At 71.3% G+C, this 25,339-nt stretch carries 15 protein-coding genes; 8 read left to right on the forward strand and 7 right to left on the reverse strand.

Annotation, left to right across the window (positions count from 1 at the left end; all coding sequences use genetic code 11):
* Nucleotides 1-38: 38 nt before the first annotated feature.
* Nucleotides 39-569, forward strand: a complete 531-nt coding sequence (locus IT293_04335; GenBank protein ID MCC6763872.1) for a hypothetical protein — start codon at nt 39-41, stop codon at nt 567-569.
* A gap of 133 nt (nt 570-702) precedes the next feature.
* Here IT293_04335 and IT293_04340 read toward each other — a convergent pair whose 3' ends face one another.
* The gene (locus tag IT293_04340; GenBank protein MCC6763873.1) at nt 703-1,602 is read right to left on the reverse strand and encodes a hypothetical protein; all 900 of its coding nucleotides are present in this window, start codon (nt 1,600-1,602) and stop codon (nt 703-705) included.
* A 17-nt stretch (nt 1,603-1,619) separates the two neighbouring features.
* Nucleotides 1,620-3,017, reverse strand: a complete 1,398-nt coding sequence (locus IT293_04345; protein MCC6763874.1) for a hypothetical protein — start codon at nt 3,015-3,017, stop codon at nt 1,620-1,622.
* A 516-nt stretch (nt 3,018-3,533) separates the two neighbouring features.
* Here IT293_04345 and IT293_04350 point away from each other — a divergent pair.
* The 6 genes from IT293_04350 (at nt 3,534) to zwf (ending at nt 16,039) form a co-directional block, all read left to right on the forward strand.
* Nucleotides 3,534-4,280: a serine/threonine-protein phosphatase gene (locus IT293_04350; protein MCC6763875.1), complete on the forward strand. Its 747-nt coding sequence runs from the start codon at nt 3,534-3,536 to the stop codon at nt 4,278-4,280.
* On the forward strand, nt 4,277-9,805 hold the full coding sequence (locus IT293_04355) for a protein kinase (protein MCC6763876.1): 5,529 nt from the start codon (nt 4,277-4,279) through the stop codon (nt 9,803-9,805). The genes IT293_04350 and IT293_04355 overlap by 4 nt, the downstream gene beginning before the upstream one ends.
* A gap of 80 nt (nt 9,806-9,885) precedes the next feature.
* Nucleotides 9,886-10,422 carry a hypothetical protein gene (locus IT293_04360; GenBank protein ID MCC6763877.1) on the forward strand — a complete coding sequence of 179 codons (537 nt, stop codon included), beginning with the start codon at nt 9,886-9,888 and terminating at the stop codon, nt 10,420-10,422.
* Complete coding sequence (locus IT293_04365) at nt 10,419-11,345, forward strand: hypothetical protein (protein MCC6763878.1); 927 nt, start codon at nt 10,419-10,421, stop codon at nt 11,343-11,345. The genes IT293_04360 and IT293_04365 overlap by 4 nt, the downstream gene beginning before the upstream one ends.
* 141 nt (nt 11,346-11,486) lie before the next feature.
* Nucleotides 11,487-14,441 (forward strand): bifunctional transaldolase/phosoglucose isomerase, encoded by a 2,955-nt coding sequence (locus tag IT293_04370; protein ID MCC6763879.1) that lies wholly within the window; start codon nt 11,487-11,489, stop codon nt 14,439-14,441.
* Nucleotides 14,438-16,039 carry a glucose-6-phosphate dehydrogenase gene (gene zwf / locus IT293_04375; protein ID MCC6763880.1) on the forward strand — a complete coding sequence of 534 codons (1,602 nt, stop codon included), beginning with the start codon at nt 14,438-14,440 and terminating at the stop codon, nt 16,037-16,039. The genes IT293_04370 and zwf overlap by 4 nt, the downstream gene beginning before the upstream one ends.
* A gap of 203 nt (nt 16,040-16,242) precedes the next feature.
* Here zwf and IT293_04380 read toward each other — a convergent pair whose 3' ends face one another.
* The 4 genes from IT293_04380 to IT293_04395 all read right to left on the reverse strand — a co-directional run bounded on the left by IT293_04380 (nt 16,243) and on the right by IT293_04395 (nt 18,085).
* Nucleotides 16,243-16,635, reverse strand: a complete 393-nt coding sequence (locus tag IT293_04380; GenBank protein ID MCC6763881.1) for a type II toxin-antitoxin system death-on-curing family toxin — start codon at nt 16,633-16,635, stop codon at nt 16,243-16,245.
* The gene (locus tag IT293_04385) at nt 16,632-16,877 is read right to left on the reverse strand and encodes an AbrB/MazE/SpoVT family DNA-binding domain-containing protein (GenBank protein MCC6763882.1); all 246 of its coding nucleotides are present in this window, start codon (nt 16,875-16,877) and stop codon (nt 16,632-16,634) included. Before IT293_04385 ends, IT293_04380 begins: the two co-directional genes overlap by 4 nt.
* Before the next feature lie 198 nt (nt 16,878-17,075).
* On the reverse strand, nt 17,076-17,621 hold the full coding sequence (locus IT293_04390) for a hypothetical protein (GenBank protein MCC6763883.1): 546 nt from the start codon (nt 17,619-17,621) through the stop codon (nt 17,076-17,078).
* A gap of 254 nt (nt 17,622-17,875) precedes the next feature.
* Nucleotides 17,876-18,085 (reverse strand): hypothetical protein, encoded by a 210-nt coding sequence (locus IT293_04395; GenBank protein MCC6763884.1) that lies wholly within the window; start codon nt 18,083-18,085, stop codon nt 17,876-17,878.
* 65 nt (nt 18,086-18,150) lie between these two features.
* On the opposite strand from IT293_04395, the gene IT293_04400 reads away from it, so the two are divergent.
* On the forward strand, nt 18,151-21,141 hold the full coding sequence (locus IT293_04400; protein ID MCC6763885.1) for an AAA family ATPase: 2,991 nt from the start codon (nt 18,151-18,153) through the stop codon (nt 21,139-21,141).
* On the opposite strand, the gene IT293_04405 is transcribed toward IT293_04400, so the two are convergent.
* Nucleotides 21,134-25,129, reverse strand: coding sequence for a PKD domain-containing protein (locus IT293_04405; GenBank protein MCC6763886.1), 3,996 nt, complete (start codon nt 25,127-25,129; stop codon nt 21,134-21,136). The genes IT293_04400 and IT293_04405 overlap by 8 nt on opposite strands.
* Nucleotides 25,130-25,339 lie beyond the last annotated feature (210 nt).

The raw sequence follows: 25,339 nt of genomic DNA on the forward strand, positions 1-25,339 counted from the left end.
AACGCACGCTCAAGTCTGGACTCACGATCGGGATGCTGGTGGCAGCGCTCGCCATGACCGGCGGCTGTGGCGACAACGACAACAGCGACAACGGCAACGACAACGGCGGTCCCGGGCCGGTGCGCACCGCGACGCCTGGTCCGGTGGCCACGCCGACCACCATCGCCGCCACCGCGACGCCGGTAACCGCGCCGACGGCCACGCCGGGCGAAACCACCACGCAGACCGTCGATTTCGACTTCACCGCCGCCAACGGCATCCAGGCCTTCCAGGTGCGGGTGGCGTACCCGACCGCGAAGGGCAGCTTCACGGGCGAGGCGGATCAGGTCGCCTGCACGGTGACTGGCGGCGGCGGCATCTTCACCAAGAACGACAACGACGCGGCCGGTACGCTCACCCTGAGCGTCGCCAACACGTCGAACCTGACGTTCCCGGTCAACGTCGAGTGCAGCTTCGACGCGACGTCGGCGATCACGTCGGACGACCTCACCGTGACGGTGCAGGAGGTCACGCAGGACAACGGCCCGGGCAACATCGCCGACCTGACGGTCACCACGACCGTTTCGTAGGCGGCGACACCGGACGCACGAACACCCGAAGGGCGGCGTGAGCGATCACGCCGCCCTTCTTTTTTGTCGCCGCGACCCCGGCTGCGGCCGGAACGGGCCCCGAACGACGGCGCGACCGGTCGCGCGGCCCGGCTCAGCGCGCCGTCAGCTTGCCCGTCGCGAGGTTCAGGTCGAACACGAAGACGAAGATCACGCTGCCGCCCGACCGCAGGCCGACGATCTTCGCGAAGCCGGGATCGTCGTCGCCGGTCGCGGGATTGCGGCCCGGAAACGACACCTGCACCCGCTCGAACGCCCCGGAGAAGAACGCGCCGCCGACCTCCACCTGCCCGGACGCGCGCCCGCCGCTGGCACTCTCGTCGAGCGCGAGCGCGTCGTAGTCGAACTCGAAGACCGGCGACGACCCCTGGGTGCCGGACGCGGTTCCGCTGAGGGCGCGGCCGGCGGCGGTATCACTCGGCGTGAGCGTGCCGGTGAGCGAGAAGAGCCGGTCCTCGGAGAGATCGCGACACTCGAGGCCCGGCGCGAACGTACCGTCACCGAAGGCGGCGCCGCCGGAGCAGATCGTGCTCCGCACGCGACAGCCCTCGTACACGACGCCGCCCGCCTCCGGCGCCATCGTCCCGCCGTTCGGACACGGGACCGTCGCCGCTGCGGCGGCCCCGCCGCCCGCCGCGTCGAGGCCGAGCGCCACGAGGCGCGTCACCTGCGCCGACTTCTGGAGCGCCCCGAAGACCTGCGTCTCCTGCGCGTTCAACCGCGAGCAACGCAGCTGGACGTCGAGGCCCGCCGCGGTACGGAGCACGTTGACGCCGTCGGTGACCGTGATGCCGCCGCTGCCGTCGACGTCGCACTCGACCGGGGGACAGGGGGCGTCGATCCCGGCGGCGGCCCGCAGCACCTGCACACCGTCGCTCACCGAAACGTCGCCGCCGCCGTCCGCGTCGCCGCACGTCTCGGCGCGGACCGGTGAGTCGAGCGTCGCGCCCAAGATCGCCGCCGCCACGACGGCCTGCGCGACCCGTACCCACATGTCGCGACCCTACTCCATCAGAACGTCATCTCGAAGCCCACCGTCGGAACGAAATCGGCGCGGAGGCCGTCCTGGTTCAACGGAACCAGGAAGTTCACGAAGAGAATCCCGAACTCCCCGACGCCGAGACGCGTCCCGACCGCGAGATCGAGGATGTCGTTGCGCTTGATGTCGACGAAGATCGGGCGTCCCTTGAAGTTGTCGTCCTCGTTCACCGGGTCGCCGTTCTCGTCGAGGCCGTCGATCTCGCTCCTCGGCTGCGTGAGCGTCGGCTCGCCGCCGATCGTCCGGACCGCCGGGAGCCGTCCCGTATTCGGGATCCGGCTCTGGGGGCCGAACTCGCTCCGGCCGATGAAGTCCACCGTCAGCGCCATCCAGTTCGTCGCCTGCGCCGTGAGGCCCACCGCGTAGCGCGCGTCGCTGCGGTCGACCGTGTTGATGTTGAACAGCACCCCGGCCTGGGTGTGGACCTCGAGGAAGTCGAGCACGTCCTTCGACGCCACGAGCGACGTCTGCAGGCGAGTGTCGCCCGTGCCTTGAAAGTTCTTCTTCTTTCCGGTCGGCAGCGACAGGTCGAGCAGAACCGCCATGTTGAAGGGTCGACGCAGCGGCGCGTACTTGGCGCGGAGGTGGATGTCGCCGATGCCGAGCTTGTCGTCCCGATCGGCCGAAGGATCGGTCACCGTGAACGATCCCGGAACGCCGTCCACCACCGCCGCGTGATCGCCGATGTCGGCACCGAAAAGCGCGTCGCAATCGGCGGACACGCCGAGACAGCGCGGATCCGGCAGGGTCTCGACGAGCGAGCTACGGGCATACGTGTAGAGCACGGGAATGTCGATGTTCACGTCGAGGTTGTCGAGCACGCCGTAGGTGAAGCTGAAATCCCAGAGCTGGGTCTCGAGCTCGAGGTCCAGGCGGAGTTGATCCCCGATCAGCGCTTCCTGCGTGCCGTTGCCGTCGAGGTCCGCTTGCCGAGACGGCCCGAAGAACTCGATGTCGCCGGTCTCCGGGACGCGCGCGACCTCGGCCTGGCTCATCAGCTTGTCGATGTCCTTGCCATTGAAGGACTGGAACCGGATGTAGCTGTACGAAGCGCTGAGGTTGAACTTGTTGCGCCCGAGCGTCACGGCGCGCTCGGTGAAGAGCGGGCCGAAGGTCTTCGCGGAGCGCTCCAGCACCTCGAGCTCCGGATTCCACTCGTAGGTGTAGCCGGCGGACGTCGAGAGCGTCGGAATCTGATTCGCGACCTGGGTCGAGATGGCCGTCGACAGCGGATTGATGGCGGCTTCGAGGAACGTTCCGCGCACCGACGGTGGAACGAGGGCACGTTGCAGGGTCCGGGCGGCCGCGGACGTCGTCGATCCCACCATCCCCACCACCGCAAACGCCGCCACCGAGAACGCAAACCGCATGATCCACCCCCTCCGCTGTGCGACAGAGCCGCGATCAGCGATCTTTCTAGGCCCGTGCGGCGATACCAAAGCTGAAAGCGCGAGGTCAAGCGAGCGGGAACGCGAGCGGGAACGCGGGGGAAGACGCTCGCGGCGACGCGCGCGCACATCTCGGCGGCGCCGTCGAGATCGGCGCGGCTGAAGCCGTCGCGATCGGGACGGACCGGCGCGTCGATGAGCGGCGGGCTCCGCGCGCCGGGCTCCCGGCTCGCACGCGCCATCGCCCGCCACCGCGGCCGCGAAGATCGGCACCGGCATGCGCTCGATCGTCACGCCGCCGCGGCACTGCCCGAAGAGCCCGCTCCTGGCGAGAAAGGCGCAGAGGTCTCCCCTGGGACGCTCGCGCGTACGGCGCGAGCCGCAGCGATCCCCCGCTCCGACGGTCAAGGCGCGTGTCGTGGCGCATGTGCCATGCGTTCCGGAGCCGTTCCGCGGTTGTAAACCCTCGGCTTTCCTTGCTACCTTCGTCGACGCTGCATGAAGATCAGGGGGGCAGCGCGCACGGATCCGGGTCGGGTGCGCCGCGAGAATCAGGACAACTTCGGGCTCGCCACGGACCTCGGCCTCGGTTTCGTCGCCGACGGCATGGGCGGTCATGCCGGCGGCAGGCGAGCCAGCGAAGAAGCGGCGCGGGTGATCACGGAATCGCTCGCCGCGGGCGCGCCCGGCGGCATGGACGGAGGCGTGCGCCTCCGCCGGGCGATCGAGGAAGCGAACCGGCGGGTGTGGACGGTGCCGCAGTTCGAGCCCGCGCTGCACGGCCTCGGCACGACGGTCGCGGCGGTGCTCATCGAGGGCGACGTCGGTCACATCGCGCACGTCGGCGACTCGCGCGTCTACGGCATCCGCGACGGCACCATCGAGGCCCTGACCCGCGACCACTCCTATTTGAACGACCTCGCCGCCCGCGGCGTCGAGCTCACCGACCCCGCGCTGCGCGCGCGCTACGAGAGCGTGCTCACGCGCGCGATCGGCGTCGCCCCGACGGTCGACGTCGAAGTGGCCGCGCGGCCGGTCGCGCCCGGGGACACGTTCCTCCTCTGCTCCGACGGCGTCTACCGCGTGCTCTCCTCCGAGCAGCTCGCGATCATCGTAGAGGAAGGCGGCGAGGATCTCGACCGCATCTGCGCCACCATCATCACGCGCGCGAACGACGGCGGCGGGCCGGACAACTCCACCGTCGTCGTGTTGCGCATCGACGCCGACGACGCGGGCGCCCCGTGAAGATCTCCGCGCGCTACGAGGTGCTCGGCCTGCTCGGCCAAGGCGGCATGGGCGTGGTGTATCACGTCCGCGACACGACCCGCGGCCGCGAGAACGCGCTCAAGACCCTCGCGCCCGGGCGCTCGGAGGACATCGTCGAGCGCTTCCTGACCGAAGCGCAGCTGATGTTCCGCCTGGAGCACGACAACATCGTCCGCGTCTACGATTTCGGGAAGGACGGCGAGACCTACTTCCTCACGATGGAGCTCATCCGCGGGAAGAACCTGCGGCAGCTGCTGAACGCGCGGCAGAACAAGGGCTTCCCGCTCGCGGAAGTGATCCGCATGGGCATCCAGGCGGCCGACGCGTTGAACTACGCGCACAGCCAGAAGCCCGAAGCCGTCGTCCATCGCGACATCAAGCCGGTCAACATCATGATCGAGGAGGAGACCGGCCGCGTCGTCGTCACGGACTTCGGCATCGCGAAGCTCATGGCCGACGCCGGCGGCGGCGAGACCCAGATCGGGAACGCCCCGACGCACACGGTGTTCGCCGGCACCGTCCCCTACTCCGCGCCCGAGCAGTTCCTCGCCGCCGGCGGCGGACGCCGCCTCGACGCGCGCGTCGACATCTACGCGCTCGGCATCGTCCTCTACGAGATCTACACCGGCCGCCACTTCTTCGCAGGGCTCTCCGCCGAGGAGGTCGAGCAGCACCACCGTTCGATCGAGAGCGGCGCGTGTCCGGTCACGCGGGCCCATGCCTGCGACCACAAGATCACCAACCTCCCCGACACGCCGCCCGCCGTCATCCGGGTCCTCGAGAAGGCGATCGCCCGCGATCGCCACGAGCGCTACAAGACCGCCGCCGAGCTGCTCGCCGACCTCCAGGCCTGCGCGGCGGTCGAATCGGTCCAGGCCGTCGTCACGGCGCGCGAGGCCGCCGAAGCCGCCGGCGCTCTCGACGCCTCTCCCACCGACTTCCGGCGCGGCGGCGAGCTCGAGCAGGAGGCCAAGGCGGCCCAGGAGCGCGGCGACCACGCGAAAGCCGGCGAGCTCTACCGGAACGCCCTCCAGGCCTACGGCGTCGCGTCGTCCCAGGCGAACGAGCGTCGCGCGCAACGAGCCGCGCAGCAGGCCAAGACCGCCATGCAGATCGTCGCGCAGGAGGCGACCGAACGCGACATCGCGGCGCTCGCCCCCGACGCGATGAAGCAGGCGGCGCAGCTCGTAGCGGCAGCCGAGGCGAGCGCGGCGCAGGGGCAGCACGAACAGGCGACCGCGCAGTTCCGCCAGGCCGAGGAAGCCTTCCGCGCCGCCCTCGCCACGGCGCGACAGGCGAGCGCCCGCAAGGCGATCGAAGACGAGATGCCGGCGCTGCGCGCCGCGCGCGAAGCGGCCGAGCAGGCGGATGCCGCGACGCTTGCCGCCGACGCGTTCGCGGCGGCCGTCCGCGAACAGCTCCGTCTCGAAGAGGCGCTCGCCGCGGGCGAGCTCACGCGCGTCCGCGAGCTCCTGCCGAAGGTCCGCGATGGATTCGCGAGCGCCGGCGAGGAAGCGAACCGCCGCCTCCATCAGAGCGTCGACGAGGCGCGCGCCGCCATGCGCGCCGCCGCCGCCGAAGCGGGCGCCGCGGGCGCGGCGAAGAGCGCGAAGGCGGCGTGCATCGAGGCGGAAGCCCTCGCGGGCGCGGCGGAGAAGCTGGTCGAGCGGGGACAGCTCGAGCTCGCCGTCGCGCAGCTCGGACGAGCGACCGACGCCTATCGCGCGGCGACGGCCGCGGCCGTCCGCGCCGGCGAGCGCGAGATCCTCGCAGGGGAGATCCCCGCCGTCCAGGCGGCGCGCGCGCAAGCCGAGAGCGCGGGCGCCGCGACGCTCGCCGCCGACGTCTTCGGCGCGGCAGCGCGCGCGCAGACCGAGCTCGAGGCGGCGCTCGCCGCCGGCGAGCTGACACGCGTCCGTACGCTGCTACCGACGGTCGGCGAGGGCTTCGCGGCGGCGCAGCAGTCGGCGATCGCCGCTCGAGCGAGCCGCGCCGCGGTCGAGGCGCGCGCGACGATGGCCGCCGCGCGCGACGGCGCGCTCGCCGCGCGCGCGGAGCAGCTCGTCCCCGACGCGCTCACGAAGGCGCGTGCGCGCGAGGGCGACGCCGGCGCCGCGGAAGAGAAGCAGCAATGGGAGCGCGCCGCGCAGCTCTATCGCGACGCCGCGAAGGCGTTCGAGGAGGTCCGCGCCGCGGCCCTGCGGCGCGCCGAGGAAGAGCGGCTCGCGGCCGGCCGCGTCGAGGCGCGGAACGCCATGGAAGCGGCACGCGCGCGCGCGAAGAACGCGGGCGCCCGGCAACACGCGACCGCGCTCCTCGAGGAAGCGGACGCCCTCGCGAAGCAGGCCGGCGACGCCGCGAACGACGCCGCCGGCATGGAGGCGGCGGCCGGCGACTACGCGCGCGCGACGGAACGCTATGACGCGGCGACCACCGCGGCCGAGCGGGTCGTCCGCCGGCAAGAGCTGCAGGAGACGCTCGCCGCCGTCGAAGAGGCGAAGCGCCAGGCGCTCGATGCGGGCGCCGGACAGAATCCCGAGTTCGCCGCGGCCGCCGACGAGCTCGCCGCCGCCGAGCGGGCCCTCGCCGCCGACGAGCTGAGCCTGGTCGTGAGCTCCGCCGCGGCCGCCCGCGACCGTTTCTCCGCCGCGAAGAGCGCGGTCGAGCGCGCCAAGACGGAAGCCGCCGCGGACGCGGCGCTCGCCGACGTGGCGGCGGCCTCCGCCGAGGCGCGCGAGGCCGGCGCCGAGTCGGCGGCGGCGATGACGTGGGCCCGCGCGCTCGAACGACAGAAGGAGGCCCTCGCGCGCCGCCACGACGGCGACTGCGACGGCGTCCTGCCCCTCGCCGCGGAATCCGAGCAGGGCTTCGACGCCGCGCTCGACGAGACCGTGGGCGCGGCACGGGAGGCCGCGGTCGCCGCGCGCCGGGCCGCCGAGCTCGCCGGGTCCGACGACGAAGCGGCCGGCGCCGCCGAGAAGTCGTTCGCCAACGCCGAGCACCGGCGCGGCGAAGGAAAGCGCGCCGCCGCGGCGATCGCGTTCCGCAAGGCGGCCGAAGGCTACCGAGTGGCGGGCGAGGCCCGCGCGGCCGCGGCGCGCGCGGCCGAGAAAGACGCCGAGGCCGCGCGCGCCGAGGCCGACGAGGCCGCGGCGAGCGCGCATGCCGCCGACGAGCACCGCGCCGCGCTCGGTGCGCTCGAAGGCGCCGCGCGGGCCTTCGCCGCCGGCCGCTTCGCCGAGGCCGAGCGGGAGTTCCTGGAGGCGGCACGCGGACTGCGCACGGCTGCGAAGACCGCGACCCGCGAGCAGAAGCGCGCGGGCGCGCTCGCCGCCCGCGCCGCCGCCCGCGCCGCCGGGGACGAGGCGAAAGCGGCGCGCGCCGCTGAGCTCGCCACCGCCGAGCTCGAGAAGGCCGTCGCGGCGTTCACCGCGGGCGAGCGCGCCCTCGAGGGCGAGGACTACGCGGGGAGCGCAGGTCACTTCACGAGAGCGCGTGACGCGTTCGGCGGCGCGCGCGACGCCGCGATCCGCGCCGCCGCCGAGCGCCAGGCACGCGAGGCGCGCGCGCGCGTCGAGACGCTCCGCGCGACGCGCGCTCCCGCCGCCACCGGGTTCTTCGCCCGCCGCAAGCTCGCGAAGGCGGATGCGGCGCTCGCTCGCGGCACCGCCGCCGGCGCGAGCGGCGACTTCGCGGGCGCGGCGGCCGCATACACCGACGCCGCGCAGCTCTTCGAGGCGATGCCCGCGGCGGCGGCTCCGCCCGCCGCCGCGCCGCAGCCGGTCGCGGCCCCACCCGCCGGCAAGAAGGCCAAGCGATCCGCGCCACCCTCGGAGGCGACCTCCGTCGTCGCCGCCCCCGCGCTCGGCGAAGCGACCGCGATCGCCAGCGCGCCGGCGCGCGCAGGAGCGACCCTCGCCGCGAGCGAGGCAACGTCCCTCGCGACTCCTTCCGACGCGGCCACGCTCGTGGGACGCCAGATGCCCGCCCCGGCACCCGCGCGCGGGCTCCCGGTGGCGTGGATCGGAGCCGGCGCCGCCGGCGTCGCGCTGCTCGCCGGTGTATGGCTCATGCGGAGCGGCTCCACGGACACCACGACGACGCCCGCGATCCCGCCGAAGGTCGCCGCGAAGACCGACGTGGAGCCGCAGAAGAAGACCGAGGTCGCGCCGCCCGCGCCCCCGCAGGAGGTCGTGCAGCAGCGCGAGCCGCCGCCGCCCGCCGCGACGGCCGCGCCCCAGCAGGTCGCCAAGGCCGAGCCTCCACCGCCGCCACCGCCCGCGCCGCGCATCGCGAGCTTCGAGCCCGCGACGACGCGCGTCGAGCCCGCGAGCGACACCCAGCCGTTTCGCATCGCTCTCGCGGACCCGGCCGGCGCCACCTACGTCTGGTCGGTCGACGGCAGGGTCGTGAGCGACGCGACCGCCGCCAGCGCCACGATCTCCGCCAAGGAGAAGCCGCAGCGGGTCGAGGTGACCGCGCGCACGGCGGGCGGCGAGGCGCGCCAGCAGTGGGAGCTCGCGGCGCTCTCGCCGCTCCCGCCGCCCGAGGCCCCGACCGCGCCCGTGATCAGCGGCTTCGAGCCGCGCGGCAAGACGCTGCAGCTCGCACCCGGCAAGAGCACGCGTTTCAAGGTGACCGCCAAGGGCGCCGGCGGCGCGCCGCTCCGCTACGCCTGGTCGGTCGACGAGAAGACCGCCGGCGGCAACACGCCGACCTTCGACTTCAGCGCCGCCGACGACGAAGAGGGCACGACGCACGAGGTGCGCGCCGAGGTGACGAACGGCGACGGCCCGGCGGCCCTGACCGCATGGACGGTCACGGTGCCGAACGCGCCGGTCACCATCACCCGCCACGTCCCGGCGCCGGCCGAGGTCGTCGCCGACCTCGGCGACACGACCGACTTCAGCGTCGAAGCGCGCGCGGGACGCGCCCCGGCGAGCGAGCTCTCCTACGTCTGGACCGTCAACAAGCGGGCGGCCGAAGGCGCGGCCGGCCCGCGCTTCACGTACCGCCCGGAGCATGGGGGCAGCGCCGACGTCGAGGTCCGCGTCGAGGCGCCCGACCGCACCGCCGCCGTCCGCCGCTGGACCGTGCGGGCACGCGAGCCGGAGCCCGCGGCCGTCCCGACCCAGCTCGCCGCCCTGCCGCCGCGCGCCGCCCCGACGCCGGTCGCGCCGCGCGCCGGCGGCGATCCGCGGCGGGAGCTCGAGAGCTGGATCGCCGCCTACCGCGACGCCTACCAGCAGAAGAACGTCGACCGGCTGGTCGCGCTCGGCGTGCTGAAACCCGAGAACCGCGGCAAGCTCGCCGACGCGCTGAACGACCTGAACGACCTCGAGGTGCGGATCGGCACGAGCTCGATCGACGTGCAGGGACCCGACAGCGCAGTCGTGACGCTGACGCGCGAGGACAGCTTCGACGCCGGGGGGCGACGCCAGACCCAGTCCATCAACATCAGGAAAAGCCTCCGCAAAGTGAACGGCTCGTGGGTCGCGCAATGAAACGGCGTATGTTAACGGCAGTCGGCATGGCGCGGCGAGCGGGGGGCGGCCGGGGGGCGGCGTACGCCGGGGCGGGAGCGATGCTCCTCGGCGTAGCGCTCGGGAACGCGGTCGGCGTACGGCCCGCCGACGCGACGATGGTCGCGAGCATGAGCACCGCCACGCAAGCGACCGCCGCGGACCGCATCTTCGTCGGAACCGTGGCGTCCGTCCTGAGCCGCCGGAAAGCCTCGCACCCGCGGTATTTCGAAACCGTCGTCCGCTTCACGGTCGAGGAGACGGTCGCCGGCGCCATCCCGGCGAACGTCGAACTCGCCTACTCCGGCGGCGAGGTGGACGGCATCCGGCAACGGGTCGACGGCATGCCGGAGCTCGCGGTCGGCGAGCGCTACGTGGTGCTGCTCGAGCCCGAGCAGTCGCCGCCGCTCGCGAGCCCGTTCGTCGGCTTCAACCAGGGGCTCTACCGCGTCGTCGGCGAGAGCCGCGCGAGCGCAGTCGTCCGCGACCGCGCGGGGCACGCGCTCACGAGCGACGCCCTGCCCGCCGGCAGCCGTGGCGCTGGCGGCGATCCCGCGCTCGACGCCTTCCTCGACACCCTGCGGGCCGCTCGCAAGTGACCGCCCTCCGCCGTCTCGGCCTCGCGATGCTCGCCTGCGCCGGCCTCGCCGCGCCGGCCGCCGCCCAGACGTGCCCCGTCGTCCCGGACGACGTCTTCGCGTTCATCAACGCCGGAAGCGACGAGTGCCCGGCGAGCCCGGAGGTCTTCTGGACGGACGCGGCCGTGCCGTACGACTGCAGCTTCTTCGCGGACGAGGCCAACGGGATCGACTGCAGCGGCGACGCGGGCACCTGCATCGCGCTCTGCAAGGACGCCGCGAACGCCTGGAACGCCGACCTGCCGGGCCGCTTCACGTTCGTCGACGCCGACGACACGGTGACCTTCTGCGACACCGAGGACGGCAAGGTCTCGATCGGCGGCACGACGACGCTCTGCGACGGAACCACGTACGGCAGCCGGGTGCTCGCGGTGACGCTCAGCATCTTCTTCAGCGGCGGCCCGCAAGCGGGGCAGCTGATCGACGCCAACATCACGGTCAACCAGGCCTTCCAGTTCTCGCAGCCCGGCTTCCAGGCGACGCTCGCCCACGAGCTCGGCCACGCTCTCGGGCTCTCCCACCCCGATCAGTGCGGCGACGACTTCAACGTGCTCATGCGCTCCGCGTCCCTCTTCACGCCCCAGAGCAACTGCTTCGTGCGCGACCCGACGACCGCCGACGTCCGGGGAGCCGAGCGCATCTACCCGGTCGTGAACCCGACGCCGACCCCGAACCCCACCCCGGGAATCTGCGGCGATGCGGATCTCAGCGGCGCGGTCACCGTCACCGACGGGGTCCAGGTGTTGCGCGCTGCGGCCGGACTCTCGAGCGACTGCACCGCCGCGCGCTGCGACGTCGACTCCAGCGGCGCCATCACGGTCACCGACGGCGTGAACGTGCTGCGCAACGCCGCCGGGCTCTCGTCGATTTCGACCTGCCCCTGAGCCGTTTTTGTCCGTCCGCCCACCCCCGCGACCGTAACGCCCCTGTATCTTTGGGTCGCGCTTAGGCATCATGGCGACGCGTGACGCGGATGGACCGCGTCGGGAGCACCGCGCGCCGCTCGGATGCTCGGGAGGGTGATGATGGCGAATCCGCTGGTCGAGCTGCAGCGTCTCGGACAGTCCCCCTGGCACGACAACATCAGTCGCGGCCTGCTCACGTCGGGGAAGCTCAAAAAGATGGTCGCCGCGGGCGACATCACCGGGCTCACCTCCAACCCGACGATCTTCGAGCAAGCCGTCGCGCAGAGCGACGACTACGACGAAGGCATCCGCATCCTCGCCCGCAAGGGCAAGAACGCCGAGGACATTTTCGACGCGCTCGCGATCGAGGACATCCGGGCCGCCGCCGACGTGTTCGCGCCGGTCTACAAGCGCACCGGCGGCGCCGACGGCTACGTCAGCATCGAGGTCGCGCCGAAGTTCGCCGCCGACACCGAGGCGACCGTCAAGGAAGCGCAGCGCCTTTGGAAGACCGTCGCCCGTCCGAACCTCATGGTGAAGATCCCGGCGACGCGCGAAGGCGTCCCCGCGATCGAGCGCTGCATCGCCGACGGCCTCAATATCAACGTGACCCTCATCTTCTCCCTCGAGCGCTACGACGAGGTCATGGACGCCTACCTCCGCGGCCTCGCGAAGCGCGCCGCCGCGAAGAAGCCGATCGACAAGATCGCGTCCGTCGCGAGCTTCTTCGTGAGCCGCGTCGACACCGCGGTCGACAAGCAGATCGAGCAGAAGATCAGCCAGAGCGGCCCCGACCAGCAGGCGCAATTGAGGCAGCTCGTCGGCAAGGCGGCGATCGCCAACGCCAAGCTCGCGTACGCCGCCTTCCGGAAGAAGTTCGCCGGGGAACGCTGGCAGACCCTCGCGGCGAAGGGCGCGCGCCTGCAGCGGCCGCTCTGGGCGAGCACCTCGACCAAGAACCCGTCCTACCCCGACGTCTACTACGTCGAGGCGCTCGTCGGTCCCGACACCGTCGACACGATGCCGCCCGCGACCATCGTCGCGTACAAGGACCACGGGAAGCCCGCGCCGCGCCTCGCGGCGGGCATGGAAGCGGCGGCGGCCGTCCTCCGGCGCATCGAGGACGCCGGCATCAGCATGGACGCCGTCACCCGCAAGCTCGAGGCCGACGGCGTCGCGTCGTTCGCGAAGTCGTTCGAATCGCTGATCGCCGTCGTGTCGGCGGCGCGCGAGGCGCTCCTCCTCACCGACCTCACCCTGGCGAAGCTCGGCGCGTCGGACCGGGCGGTGCGGGCGACCCTCGCCAAGATGGACGAGGCGAAGCTCCCCGAGCGCCTCTGGAAGCAGGACCCGACGCTCTGGAAGGCGGACGACCCCGCGCACCAGGCCGAGATCAAGATCCGCATGGGCTGGATCGACGTCGCCGACCTGATGCTCGGCGAGATCGACGAGCTCACCGCCTTCGCGGACGAGATCCGCAAAGCCGGCTTCACCCGCGCGGTCCTCTGCGGCATGGGCGGCTCGTCGCTCGCTCCCGAGGTGCTGCGACGGACCTTCGGCGTCGCCAAGGGATACCTCGACGTCCAGGTGCTCGATTCGACCGATCCGGCCGCCGTCGCGACGCTCGAGCGCTGGAGCGATCCCGCCAAGACGCTCTACATCGTCTCGTCGAAATCGGGCGGCACGACCGAGCCGAACGTCTTCTTCCAGTATTTCTACGATCGCGTCCGCGCGGCCCGCGGCGATCAGGCCGGGCAGCACTTCGTCGCGATCACCGATCCGGGCACCAAGATGGAGGCGCGCGCCCGCGAGCACGGCTTCCGCCGCATCTTCCTCGCCCGGCCGGAGATCGGCGGACGGTACTCCGCGCTCTCGCACTTCGGGCTCGTGCCGGCGGCCCTCATGGGCATCGACGTCGCGAAGCTCCTGCAGCGCGCCAAGCGTATGATGCTCGCCTGCGGCGCGACCGTCCCGGCGTCGCAAAATCCCGGACTCTACCTCGGGGCCGTGATCGGCACGCTCGCCAAGGCGGGTCGCGACAAGCTCACGTTCGTGATCGACAGGAAGCTCGATACCTTCGGCTACTGGACCGAGCAGCTGATCGCCGAGTCCACGGGCAAGGAGGGCACCGGCATCGTCCCCGTCGAGGGCGAGCCCGTCGGCCGCCCCGATGCGTACGGCAAGGATCGCGTGTTCGCCTACGTCCGGCTCGACGGCGGCCAGGAGCGCGCCGTGCAGGGGCTCATCCGCGGCGGCCATCCCGTCGTCGCGTTCCGCCTGAAGGACGCCTACGACCTCGGCGGCGAGTTCCTGCGCTGGGAGATCGCGACCGCCGCCGCCGGCTGGGTCCTCGGCATCGACCCGTTCGATCAGCCGAACGTGCAGGAGTCGAAGGACAACACCGTGCGCCTGCTGAAGGAGTATCAGGAGAGCGGCGCCCTCCCCGACCCGGGCGGCATCGTGTCGGCGAATGCCACCGACTTCGCCCGCCGGCTCGAGGCGCATCTGCGGCAGATACGCAAAGGCGACTACGTGGCGGTCACCGCGTACGTCGAGCGCACCGGCGAGCGCGAGCAGGTCCTGCGGCAGATCCGGTCCGCGCTACGCGACCGCTTCAAGGTCGCGACCACCGTCGGCTACGGGCCGCGCTTCCTGCACTCGACGGGACAGCTCCACAAGGGCGGCGCCGCCAACGGCGTCTTCATCCAGCTCTCGGCGGAGCCCGCCGAGGATCTGGCGATCCCCGGCGAGACGTTCAGCTTCGGGACGCTCGAGGCGGCGCAGGCGCTCGGCGACTACCAGTCGCTCGCGTCGCGCGGCCGGCGGGCGCTCCGCGTCTCGCTCGGCGTCGACATCGACCTCGGCATGCGGACGATCCTCGCCGTCGTCGCGGACGACGGGCGGAGACGGAGCGCGGCGACCGCGAAGAGGAAGCCCGCGAAGCCGAAGGCCAAGGCGAAACCGGCGCGCGCCAAGCCGGTGAAGACGAAACGATCCACGGCGCGCGTGGCCAAGAAGAAGCCTGCCTCCAGGATCGGGACGGCGCGCCGCACGCGCGCGCGGCGGGGTCGATGAGCGCGCCCGCGCCGGCCCGCGGCAAGACGGGCGTCTCGATCAAACGGACCGAAGGTCCGGATCGGGGCGTCGAGGCGATCCGCGCCAAAGATCCCGTCACGATCGTGATCTTCGGCGCCTCGGGCGACCTCGCGAAACGGAAGCTCATCCCCGCCCTCTACCACCTCCACGCCGGCGGCTACCTCCCGGAGCGCTACGCCGTCGTCGGCTTCTCGCGCACGCCGCTCAGCGACGACGCCTACCGCGAGCACATGCTGGCGGCCCTCCGCGAGCAGGTGACGGGCGAGACCATCGGCGCCGATCATCCGATCGCCCAGGCGCTCTACTACCAGCCGGGCGACGCGGACAACCCGCAGACGTTCCAGGAGCTCCGCGTCCGTCTCGAGAAGATCGAGAAGGAGCGCGGCCTTCCCGGGAACCGGCTCTTCTACCTCTCGGTTGCGCCGGAGTTCTTCCCGCTCATCCTCGAGAACCTCGCGGCGGCGGGCCTCATCCGCCAGAAGACCGACGCCGCCTGGTCGCGCGTCATCATCGAGAAACCGTTCGGCACCGACCTCACGAGCGCGCGCGCGCTGAACGCCATCGTCGCCGCCACCCTCGACGAGAACCAGATCTACCGCATCGATCACTACCTCGGGAAAGAGACCGTCCAGAACATCTTGAGCTTCCGGTTCGGCAACTCGATCTTCGAGCCGCTCTTCAACCAGAAGTACGTCGACAACGTGCAGATCACGGTCGCCGAGGAGCTCGGCATGGAGGGCCGGCGCGGCGCCTACTACGACGGCGCCGGCACCATGCGGGACATGGTGCAGAACCACATCCTCCAGCTCTTCTGCCTGATCGCGATGGAGCCGCCGTCGGCGCTCGAGGCCCAGGCGATCCGCGACGAGAAGGTGAAGGTGCTGCGCGCGCTCGTGCCGATGACGCGCAAGGAGGTCGCCGCCAACACCGTCCGCGGCCAGTACGGCATGGGCGAGAAGAGCGGCCAGGTCGTGAAGGGCTATCGCCAGGAGGAAGGCGTCGACCCGCAGTCGTTCACCGAGACGTTCGTCGCCCTCAGGATGAAGGTCGACAACTGGCGCTGGGCCGGCGTGCCGTTCTTCCTGCGCTCGGGGAAGCGCCTCGCGAAGCGGGTCTCCGAGATCGCGGTCGAGTTCAAGCAGCCGCCGCTCCACCTCTTCCGCTATCTCGGCGAGGACGACGATACGATCGTCGCGCGCCCGATGTCGAACGTCATCGTGATGCGCATCCAGCCCGATGAAGGCATCAGCCTCTCGATCGCCTGCAAGCAGCCCGGCATGCGTATCCAGCTGCAGGAAGTCGAGATGGATTTCTTCTACGGCGAGGCCTTTCACGAGCGCTCGCCGGAAGCCTACGAGCGGCTCTTGCTGGACGCCCTTCGCGGCGACGCGTCGCTCTTCACGCGATCCGACGAGGTCGAGTACTCGTGGCGCTTCATCACCGCGATCCACGAGGCGTGGGCGAACCTGCCGCCTCCGACCTTCCCGAACTACTACCCCTTCAGCGACGGCCCGGACGAGGCGAACCGGCTGCTCGAAGGCACCCAGGCGCGCTGGCGGCCGCTCCGGGAGGCGTAGCAAGGCCCGACTCCCGGAGGCCGCGATCCGCGCGCAATCCCCTCGAAGCGATCGGAGCTGGCGATGGCCCGCTCGTCGAGCGCCGCGCGCACTCGATGTCCGAGATGTGCGTCGGCGTTCCGGGCGACGTTATCGCCGCGGGCGCGTGGTCAGACCGATTCGCGAGCGTGCGAGGCCAGCCCATCGGCGCAGGCCGCGAAGCATCACGACGTGCGCTGTCGGCTCCGCTGGCGGAGCCAGATCGCGAGCGCTTCAGCCGATAGCTCGCCGCGTGCGACCCGGAGCGTCACCTCGGTCAGCTCCGCGGACGAAAAGTCCGGCTCCACGTCGTTGATGACCAGGAACACGATGCCCGCATGCGCTCCGACTCGCTTGTTGCCGTCGACGAAGGGGTGGTTCATCACCAACGCGTGCATCAGCGCCGCCGCTTTGGTGACGACGTCGGGATACAGGTCCTCGCCCCCGAACGTCTCCTGTGAGCGCGCAACCGCCGCCTTGAGCGCTCCCCGATCACGAAGCCCGGAGGCACCGCCGAAGGCACGGAGCTGGCGCCGGTGGAGATCGAGAACCTGGTCGATGGAGAGGTACTCGATCACTTCGCCAGTTCGCGAAAGCTCTCCGTGTAGCGGTCGATGACGGCATCAGCGACTTTGCCGAATAGACGACCGACCTTGCCGTCCTCGAAATAGCGCACCCCGGCGCGGATCGTGACCGCGCCCGTCTGCGGGTGGACGCTCACGTCGACCTCGTCGCCTTTCGCGAGGTTGAGTTCCCGAACGACCTCCGCGGGCAACGTCACGGCAAGGGAGCTCCCGGCCTGAACCAGTTTTCTCTTCATGTCAGTACTAAATATGTACACATGGGACCCGTCAAGCCCTGAGCGCCTCGAAGCGCGTCCGGGCGGCGACGAGGTCGTCGAGCTCGAAGATCTCGCCGCCGCTGTGACAAACGGCAGTACAGCTCCGACCGTTTGACAATGGGGGTTGGACGAAGCCGCTTCGCGGCAGCCCCAGAATCCGCTTCTAAGCCCTTCAACTCACGGACACGGAGGTACGGGCGGAACGGCTATGGGATCGGCGCTGACGCGCTTGTAGCTGTACTTGCAGGTCGCGACCTCGGGACCATTGTCCTCGTCGATGATCTGGACGATCGACAGCATCTTGACGGAGCCTTTATCCGTCCCGGGCTTCACCTTAAAACTCGCGCGCACAACCTCTCCCTCGTCCGAGGAGGGGCACGAGAGCAGTCCGGCCTCGGCCTGCTTGTTCAGCATGGCCTGGTTGGCGCCATCCGGGACGAGGAAGCCGTTGTAGACGAAGTCGCCGTTCGGACTGATCGGAGTGTCGATGTGCACCGCGAGCAGAAAAGGATCGTCGGGGTCCTGATAGATGACCATGAAGCTGTCCGGGTTCCCCGACTTGAACTTGCCGGAAGAGAAACTGAAGCCCTGGCACGTCCACTTCCCCTCGTAGAGCCCCTGCACCTCGATCAGCTGAGCCTCGGCCGTTCGTGTCGCCGGCGGTGCGAAGGAGAGGGAGAGAAGACCGCACGCGATTGTCACAACAACTCTCGATGTCTGCATTGCTGCCCTCCTTGATAGCGGAGGCCGTGCGTCTGGCCGGCCTTTCCGCTGGTAGTTCGTGGCCACAATTCGGATTCGAATCGTGAGTCACTGGTGTCCATCGCGAGCGGAGATAACCCGGCCGGCAGCGTGGGTCCTGGCGAAACTCAGGGTTTTCTCAGGAGAAACCGAGGGATCGAGGCCACACGTCCACGAGGTTCTCCTCGCCCCGGACCTGTCCAGTTCGAGACTCGGCGCGATGCGGGCCGCGCCCATCACGGACGGCGCGTGGCCGCGAGCACATCGGCGACGAACGCCAGCAGCGCGGCGCGCGACGAGAAGAACGCCGATCGTCCCGACGCGAGATGCTCGACGCGCCCCTCGAAGCGGAGTCCCGGTCGCGACACCGGCGCGAAATGCACGACGAACGCGCGGTCGGACGGCAGCGTGCGCCGGCCGTCGTCGGGCGGAGGGTCGAGGCTCATGGCGTCCGGGAACGTATCGCCGGTTGCCGGGAGAGTCCTGGCGATACTAGGGAGGTTCCGAGGAGATGGTGACGAGCCGCGAAACACCCGCCGTACGCATCGATTCCCGCACCGGCTGGGCCTGGTGCGGCGACCGCCGCCTGGACCTGGCGCCGAAAGCGTTCGCGGTTCTCCGTCACCTCGTCGAGCGCCCGTTGCACCTGGTGACGAAGGACGACCTCTTCGCCGCCGGTTGGAGCGACGCGATCGTCGGCGAAGCGACGCTCACGAGCTGCATCCGCGACCTCCGCAAAGCGCTCGGCGACTCGTCGCGCGCCCCGCGCTACATCGAAACGGTTCATCGGCGCGGCTTCCGCTTCATCGGCCCGGTCGCGACGGCGGATACCCACGACCGGGTGGCGGTCGCGGAGGCGACGACGGCTCCGCTCGGCGTCCTCCCGATCGCCCCGCCGACGTTGGTCGGTCGCGACGGCGATCTGGCGCAGCTCCGTGCCGAGTACGCGACCGCGACCGCCGGCCGGCGCCGACTCGTTTTCGTGACCGGCGAGGCGGGGATCGGCAAGACCGCGCTCGTCGAGGCATTCCTCGAGCAGATCGCGACGGGCCACCCGGTCCGCATCGGTCGCGGGCAGTGCCTCGAGCACTACGGCGCGAGCGAGCCCTACCTTCCCATCCTGGAAGCGCTCGGCCGCATGGGCCGCGAGCCGGGACGCGAAGCGCTGCTGCGCGTCCTCACGCGCTACGCGCCGACGTGGCTCGCGCAGCTCCCCGCGCTCCTCGGCGACGACGAGCTTGCATCCGTCCAGCGGCGTACCCAAGGGACGACCCGCGAGCGCATGCTCCGCGAGCTGATCGAGGCGTGCGACGCGCTCGGCGCCGAGACGCCGTTCGTCCTCCTCCTCGAGGACCTCCATTGGAGCGACGTCGAGACGATCGACCTGGTGACCATGCTCGCCCGACGCCGCGACCCGACGCGCCTCTTGATCCTCGCGACCTATCGTGCCGCCGAGATCGCTGCCGAGTCGCACCGACTCGAGTTCGCCGTGGAGGATCTGCGCGTCCACGGCGCCTGCCACCAGATCACGCTCGATTTCCTCGACGCGGCCGCAGTCGGCGAGTACCTCGATCGTCGCTTTCCGAGTGCCGCGTTCCCGTCCGAGCTCACCGCGGTGCTGCACGCGAACACGGGCGGGAACCCGCTGTTTCTCGTGAACGTCGTCGACGAGCTCGCGGCGCAACGCCATATTGACACGACCGGCGGTCGCGCGACGCTCACGATCCCGGTGGCGCGCGTCGCGGCGGAGGTTCCGCGCACGCTCCGCCAGATGGTCGAGCGGCAGATCGATCGGCTGTCGTTGCGCGAGCAGACGGTGCTCGCGGTGGCGAGCGTCGCCGGAGCGGAGTTCTCGGCCGCGATCGCGACCGCGGACGGCATCGACGCCGGCGACGCCGAACGATGCTGCGAGGACCTGGCGCGGCGGGGATGCTTCCTGCGCGCGGCCGGAGCAGCCGAGTGGCCCGACGGCACCGTGGCGGGCCGCTACGCCTTCATCCATGCGCTCTATCGCGACGTGCTCGCCGGGCGCATTCCCGCAGGCCATCGCGTCGGCTTGCACCTGCGGGTCGGCGACCGACTCGAGCGCGCGCACGGCGCGTCCGCGCCCGATATTGCCGGCGAGCTCGCCATGCACTTCGCGCACGGTCGCGACTTCGACCGCGCGGTCCGCTATCGCCGCACGGCGGCCGAGACGGCGCTCCGCCACCACGGCTATCGCGAGGCCGTCCATCACGCGCGCCAGGCGCTGCAACTGCTCGGCGCCTTGCCGGCATCGGCTGCACGCGCGCACGACGAGATGCGCATCCAGACCTTGCTCGGCGCCGCCGTGATCGCGACCAGCGGCTGGGCCGCGCCGGAGGTGGCCGAAGCCTACGAGCGCGCGCGCACGCTCGCGGCGGCGACCGGCGTCACGCCCGAGCTCTTTCCCATCCTGCTCGGTCTCTGCGCCTTCTACTTGATGCGCGGCGAGCTCGCGGTGGCCGACGAGATGGCGGGACGGCTCCTCGGGCTCGCCGAGGCCACGAGCGACCCCGCGGCCTCGCTCGGCGCCCACAACACCGCGGGCATGGTCGCGATGTATCGCGGCGACTACGCCGGGGCCATACGCCACCTCGAGCGCTCGAAGGTGATCTACGATGCCGAGCGGCACGCGCCGAACCGGGCAAGCGGATTCACCATCGACCACGATCCCGGCGTGTCGTGCGCGGCGCACGAGGCACTGGCGCTCCTGGTGCTCGGACAGACGGATCGCGCGACGGTGCGCATGCGCGAGTGTCTCGCCGGCGCCGACACGCTCGACCATCCGCTCAGCGTCGCGATGGCGTACAACTTCGCGGCGATCTTCTACCAGCTCCTGCGCGATCCCACCGTCGTCCAGGAGCTCGAGGACGTCCGGCTCGCGTACTCGCAGAAGCACGACTTCGAGCTCTTCCTGATGCTGGGAGAGATCTATCGCGGTTGGCTGGTGGCCGAAGGTGGACGCGGCGACGAGGGCGTCGAGCGCATCCAACACGGACTCGCCGTGTATCAGGCGATCGGCGCGGAGCTCGGACGGCCGACGTTCCTCGGCATCCTCGCCGACGTCTGCAATCGTCTCGGGCGTCACGAGGAGGCGCGCGCCGCGGTCGCGACCGCCTTCGAGCTCGCGGAGCGAAGCGGGTTGCACTACTGGGACGCCGAGCTCCACCGCTTGTCGGGTAGGATCACGCTCGCCGAGGCGGGCGCCGGAGGCGACGCCGGCGCCCGGAAGGCGGAGCGCTCCTTCCATGAGGCACTCGCGATCGCCCATCGTCAGGAGGCCCGCTTCCTCGAGCTGCGCGCCGCGATCGACCTCGCGCGTCTCTGGCGCGACCGCGGGAAGCAACGCGAAGCTCGGACGCTCCTCTCCGAGCGCCTCGCGCCGCTCGCCGCGAGCCGTGACGTCCCGGACCTCCGCGACGCGCGCACCCTGCTCGAGGAGCTGGGGACGCGCCGGTCGCGGAAATCCGACGTCAGCTGACGTCGGCCGGGCACTGCATGATCCGGCGGAACGTGACGGCATCGAGGCGGATCGGCTCGGCGCTCTGCATGAAGTCGGCGCGCACCGACTCGGGGAGCTGCCTCTTCGCCGGCCGGGAACGGAAGCGGCGCCCGAACTGAGCGATCTTCCGCGCCACCTGGCCGACCTTCGACTTCGCCCACCGGTACTTCTTCGGCGTCCCGCAGAGCGTGCGCGCTTCGGCGAGCCTCGTGATCGCCCCGTCGAGCGACACGCGCAGGCTCTTCTGGAGAGCGGCCGACACCGTGAGGCCCATGGCGCGGGCGCGCACTGCGCTCAGCCGACACCCGATCGACGCGAAGGTCGCGGCCGGCGGCGCCGCGGTACACGGTTCCTCACCGCCGCCGATCGTGACCGTCGTATAGCTGCCGGTCCCGACCGACGTCGGCGAATCGAGGCCGCCGTCGTTCACGACCAGCAGCACGAGATACGTACCGGGAGCGTCGAACGTGTGCGAGGGTGTCGGGCCGACCGCGGTGCCACCGTCGTCGAAGTACCACTGGTAGCCGAGCGGTGCGCCCTCGGCGTCGGTGCTGGCGCCGCCGTCGAACACGATCGGCACGCCGACCTCGCCGACGTACGGGCCGCCGACGGCCGCACGCGGCGGCTCGTTCGCGAGCGGCGGACATGGAACGGTGAAGGATGCCGTGAGCCCGACGCCGTCCGCGTCCACGACGTAGGCGCCCGCCGCCGTCGTCGCGTCGACGGAGAGCGCGAAGCGGAGCGCCAGCGTGAGCGCGGAGACGCGGTTGAGGGCGTCGATCGGCACGTCGCGCCAGACGGATGGGCCGCTCGGTCCATCGATGCGCACGTGCGTCGTGTCGCCGGGGTGGATCGTGCTCGAGCCCGGGACCGGGCCGTCGGCGAGGTTCCATCCGCTCGCGAGCGCGACCAGTGGGACACCCGTGACGTTCGCGAGGATGCGGTCGCCGGGCGCGGCGCAGGCGGGGAAGAGCGTCAGCGCTGGCCCCTCGAACGCCTGGACGTCCGCGATCGTCGTCGCGGGTGGCGACGTCTTGGCCCCGTCGGAGACGGTGAGTGCGACCGTGTAGCGGCCGGGCGCCGCGTACGCATGCGCGAACGGCGCATCGACGGGAACGGTCACCGGCGGCGTGCCGTCGCCGAAGTCCCAGCGCGCCGCGAGCGCGTGGCCCAAGGGATCGAACGAGCGGCGTGCGTCGAAGCGGATCGCCGCCGACGGTGCGCCCGCCGTGGCGAAGCCGCGGTAGGGTCCCGCGGCATCGGCGACGAGTCCGGACGGCCAGCGGTCGCGCACGAAGACGTCCTCGAGGCCGTTCGTGTCGGCTGGCACCAGATTCGTCGCGTCGGAGACGAACGCGACGAAGCGGCCGTCCGCGCTCAAGGCCATGCGGGTCTCGTCGTTGATGAAATGTCCTTCGCCGCTGCTGCCGTCGCCTTGATCGCCGTTCGTGGCGACGCTCGCGAGGTCGGTCGAGCCGGCGACGAGATCGCGGACGAAGACGTCCTCACGGTTGTTGGTGTCCGCGAGCACGAGGTTGTCGGCCCGCGAGCGGAAGACGACGAAGCGTCCGTCGGCGCTGATCATCGGGTCACGGTTGCACGTGGCCACCGACTCGAACCTCGAGCACGTCGCCTGCTCGCCTGCGCCGGAGATGTCCGCACGCATGGTCGTGCCTTGAACGCGGTCACGTACGAAGACGTCGCCGAAGCCGTTGGTGTCGCCGGCGACCAGGCTCGACGACGGCGACACGAACGCGACGAAGCGGCCGTCGGCGCTGATCGACGGGCTCGCGGCGGTCGCGGCGCTCGCCGGGGCGCCGCCGGTCGGGACGCTCACGAGCTCGGTCGTCTGCGCCACGCGATCGCGCACGTAGACGCGCTCGAAGCCGAACGCCGGCGTCCCGATGACGAGATCGGTCGCGCCCGACTCGAAGGCGACGTAGCGGCCGTCGGCGCTGATGCCGAGTCGCGGGTCGCTGCCGGAACTGGCGCCGGCGCCCGACTGTCCACCACCCGCGGCAATGTTCACGCGCTCGGTCGTACCGTTCACCCGGTCGCGTACGAACACGTCGCCGGTGTCGTTGGTGTCGCCGGCGACGAGGTTCGTCTGGTTCGAGTAGAACGCGACGTAGCGCCCGTCGGCGCTGAGCGCCGGCCGGAGGCTACGACACGGGTCGGTGGCCGTCGGCGGGCACGTGCCCCCGAGCTCTTCGGACGAGACGTCGGCCCGTTCCTCGGAGCCGGTCGCGAGATCGTGGACGAGGATGCTCACGACCGGCGCGCTCGTCGCCGAGCTCGCCTCCGTGCACTCGTAGGCGACGAAACGGCCGTCGCCGCTCACGGTCGGGAAGTCGCTTTTCTGGCACGCGGACGCGCTCACGGGGATGGTCGTGCCCGCGCGCCGGTCGCGCGCGTACACGTGACTGTCGCCGAGCGCGCCGAGCCCGTCCGCCGCCGAGCGAAAGACGACGATCGCGCCGTCGGCGCTCATCGCGGGCACGAAGGATCCGGAGTCCCCGGTCGCCTCCTCGCCGTGCGGGCCGACGCTCACGCGTTCGGTCGTGCCGACGAGCGGCTGATCGCCGAAGACGGCGACCGCCGCCGTCGTGGTACCGACGGCACCATGATCGTCGGTGACGGTGAGGGTCGCCGTATAGGTGCCCGGCTCGGCGTACATATGCGCCGGAGTCGGCCCGGTCGCCGTCGCGCCGTCGCCGAAGCTCCACGCGTACGCGACGATCGTGCCGTCGACGTCGAAGGAGCGCGTGGCGTCGAACGCGACCGCGCCGCCCGCGGTCCCGCGCCGCGCGCCGCCGGCGTGCGCCTCGGGCGCGAAGTTGTCGCCGAGCGTGTAGTACGAGTCGCCGTGACGCGCGTACGCGACCTGGAACTTGAGGACGTCGCCCGTGCGCACCGTGCCGGTCTTCCGCTCCTCGACCGTGCGCGCCCCACTCGCGTCGTGCGCGCGGACGTTCAGCGTGTACGGGCCGTCGCCGGTCGCGATCATCTCGAAGCGATAGCGTCCCTCGAGTGGCCGCGGGATCGTGAGTATGCGGCCGGGCGGGAGCGGTGCGAGCGTGCCGAGGGGATCGGCCCACACCGGCTGCGGCATGTAGGACGCGTCCGGCACGTCGACGACGGTCGTCGCGGTCGCGGGATCCCATCCGACCCGCCGTCCGCGCGGGTCGATCACGGTGATCTCGACGGGTGACTTCGTCGATGCGGTGAGCGGGGCGGGGCGGATCTGGCCGTTGTCGTCGACGTCGTCGTCGCTGGGGTCGGGCGACTCGTCGGCGTGGCGGAGGACGGCGCGGAGACCACCGCTCACCAGGCGCTGCCATTCCGGCCCGAGGATGTGCTCGAGCGGCACCGGATAGTCGTCCCAGCGGAGGCGCGCCGGATCGAGCACGAGATAGGACGAGCTCACGTCGTCCCACCCGACGACGACGACCGGATGGAAGCGGCCGGGTTCGCGTTGCAGATAGAGGATCGACGGGATGCCGCTCTCGAGATCGCCGTCGACGTACACGCGCATCTCCGGCCATGCGTGCGGAACGAAGTCGATACCGGCCTGGATGCCGGACGCGTCCCGGAAGCCGAACGAGAATGCGTCGTAGTCGACGATCACGGTTTCCGCGGGGCTCGTCTGATAGCCGCTGAACTCGATGAGGAAGGCGTGGATGTAGTCGGGCGTCGGACCGAGCACCGACTGATTCCCCGGCACGGGGAAGAGCGGCACCAGGTTTTGCGACGCCGCCACCATCGCGATGCAGGCGAGCAGCGAGCCCCGCTTCCGCATCGGCACGTCCTGGTTCGCGCCGACCAGCACCGACCGCCAGAGCGGGTCCTGTTGCGAATAGAACGGCACCGGGAGCGGATTCGGATTCGGGTGCGGCGCGGCTGCGACCGGTCGGGCGGCGAGCAGGGCGACGAGCAGGATCAGGGCGACGAAACGATGCTTCTCCATGACGGATCTCCTCTCTGGCCGACGCTGATAGGACCGTCGCGTCACGGAGTCCTGGACGAGATCAGGAGAAACTCAGGTGATTTCGAGGCGGCTCCCACGGTCGCGAGCGCCATGCCGTTTCTTGTCGACCGGCCTCATCCCCTCACTATCGCCACTCCGTGGGCGGCCGCTCGAGACCTCGCATTCCGCTCCTGCTCTTCGCCCTCGCGG

It is taken from the genome of Deltaproteobacteria bacterium (genome assembly GCA_020848745.1).
Lineage (GTDB): Bacteria > Desulfobacterota > Binatia > UTPRO1 > UTPRO1 > UTPRO1.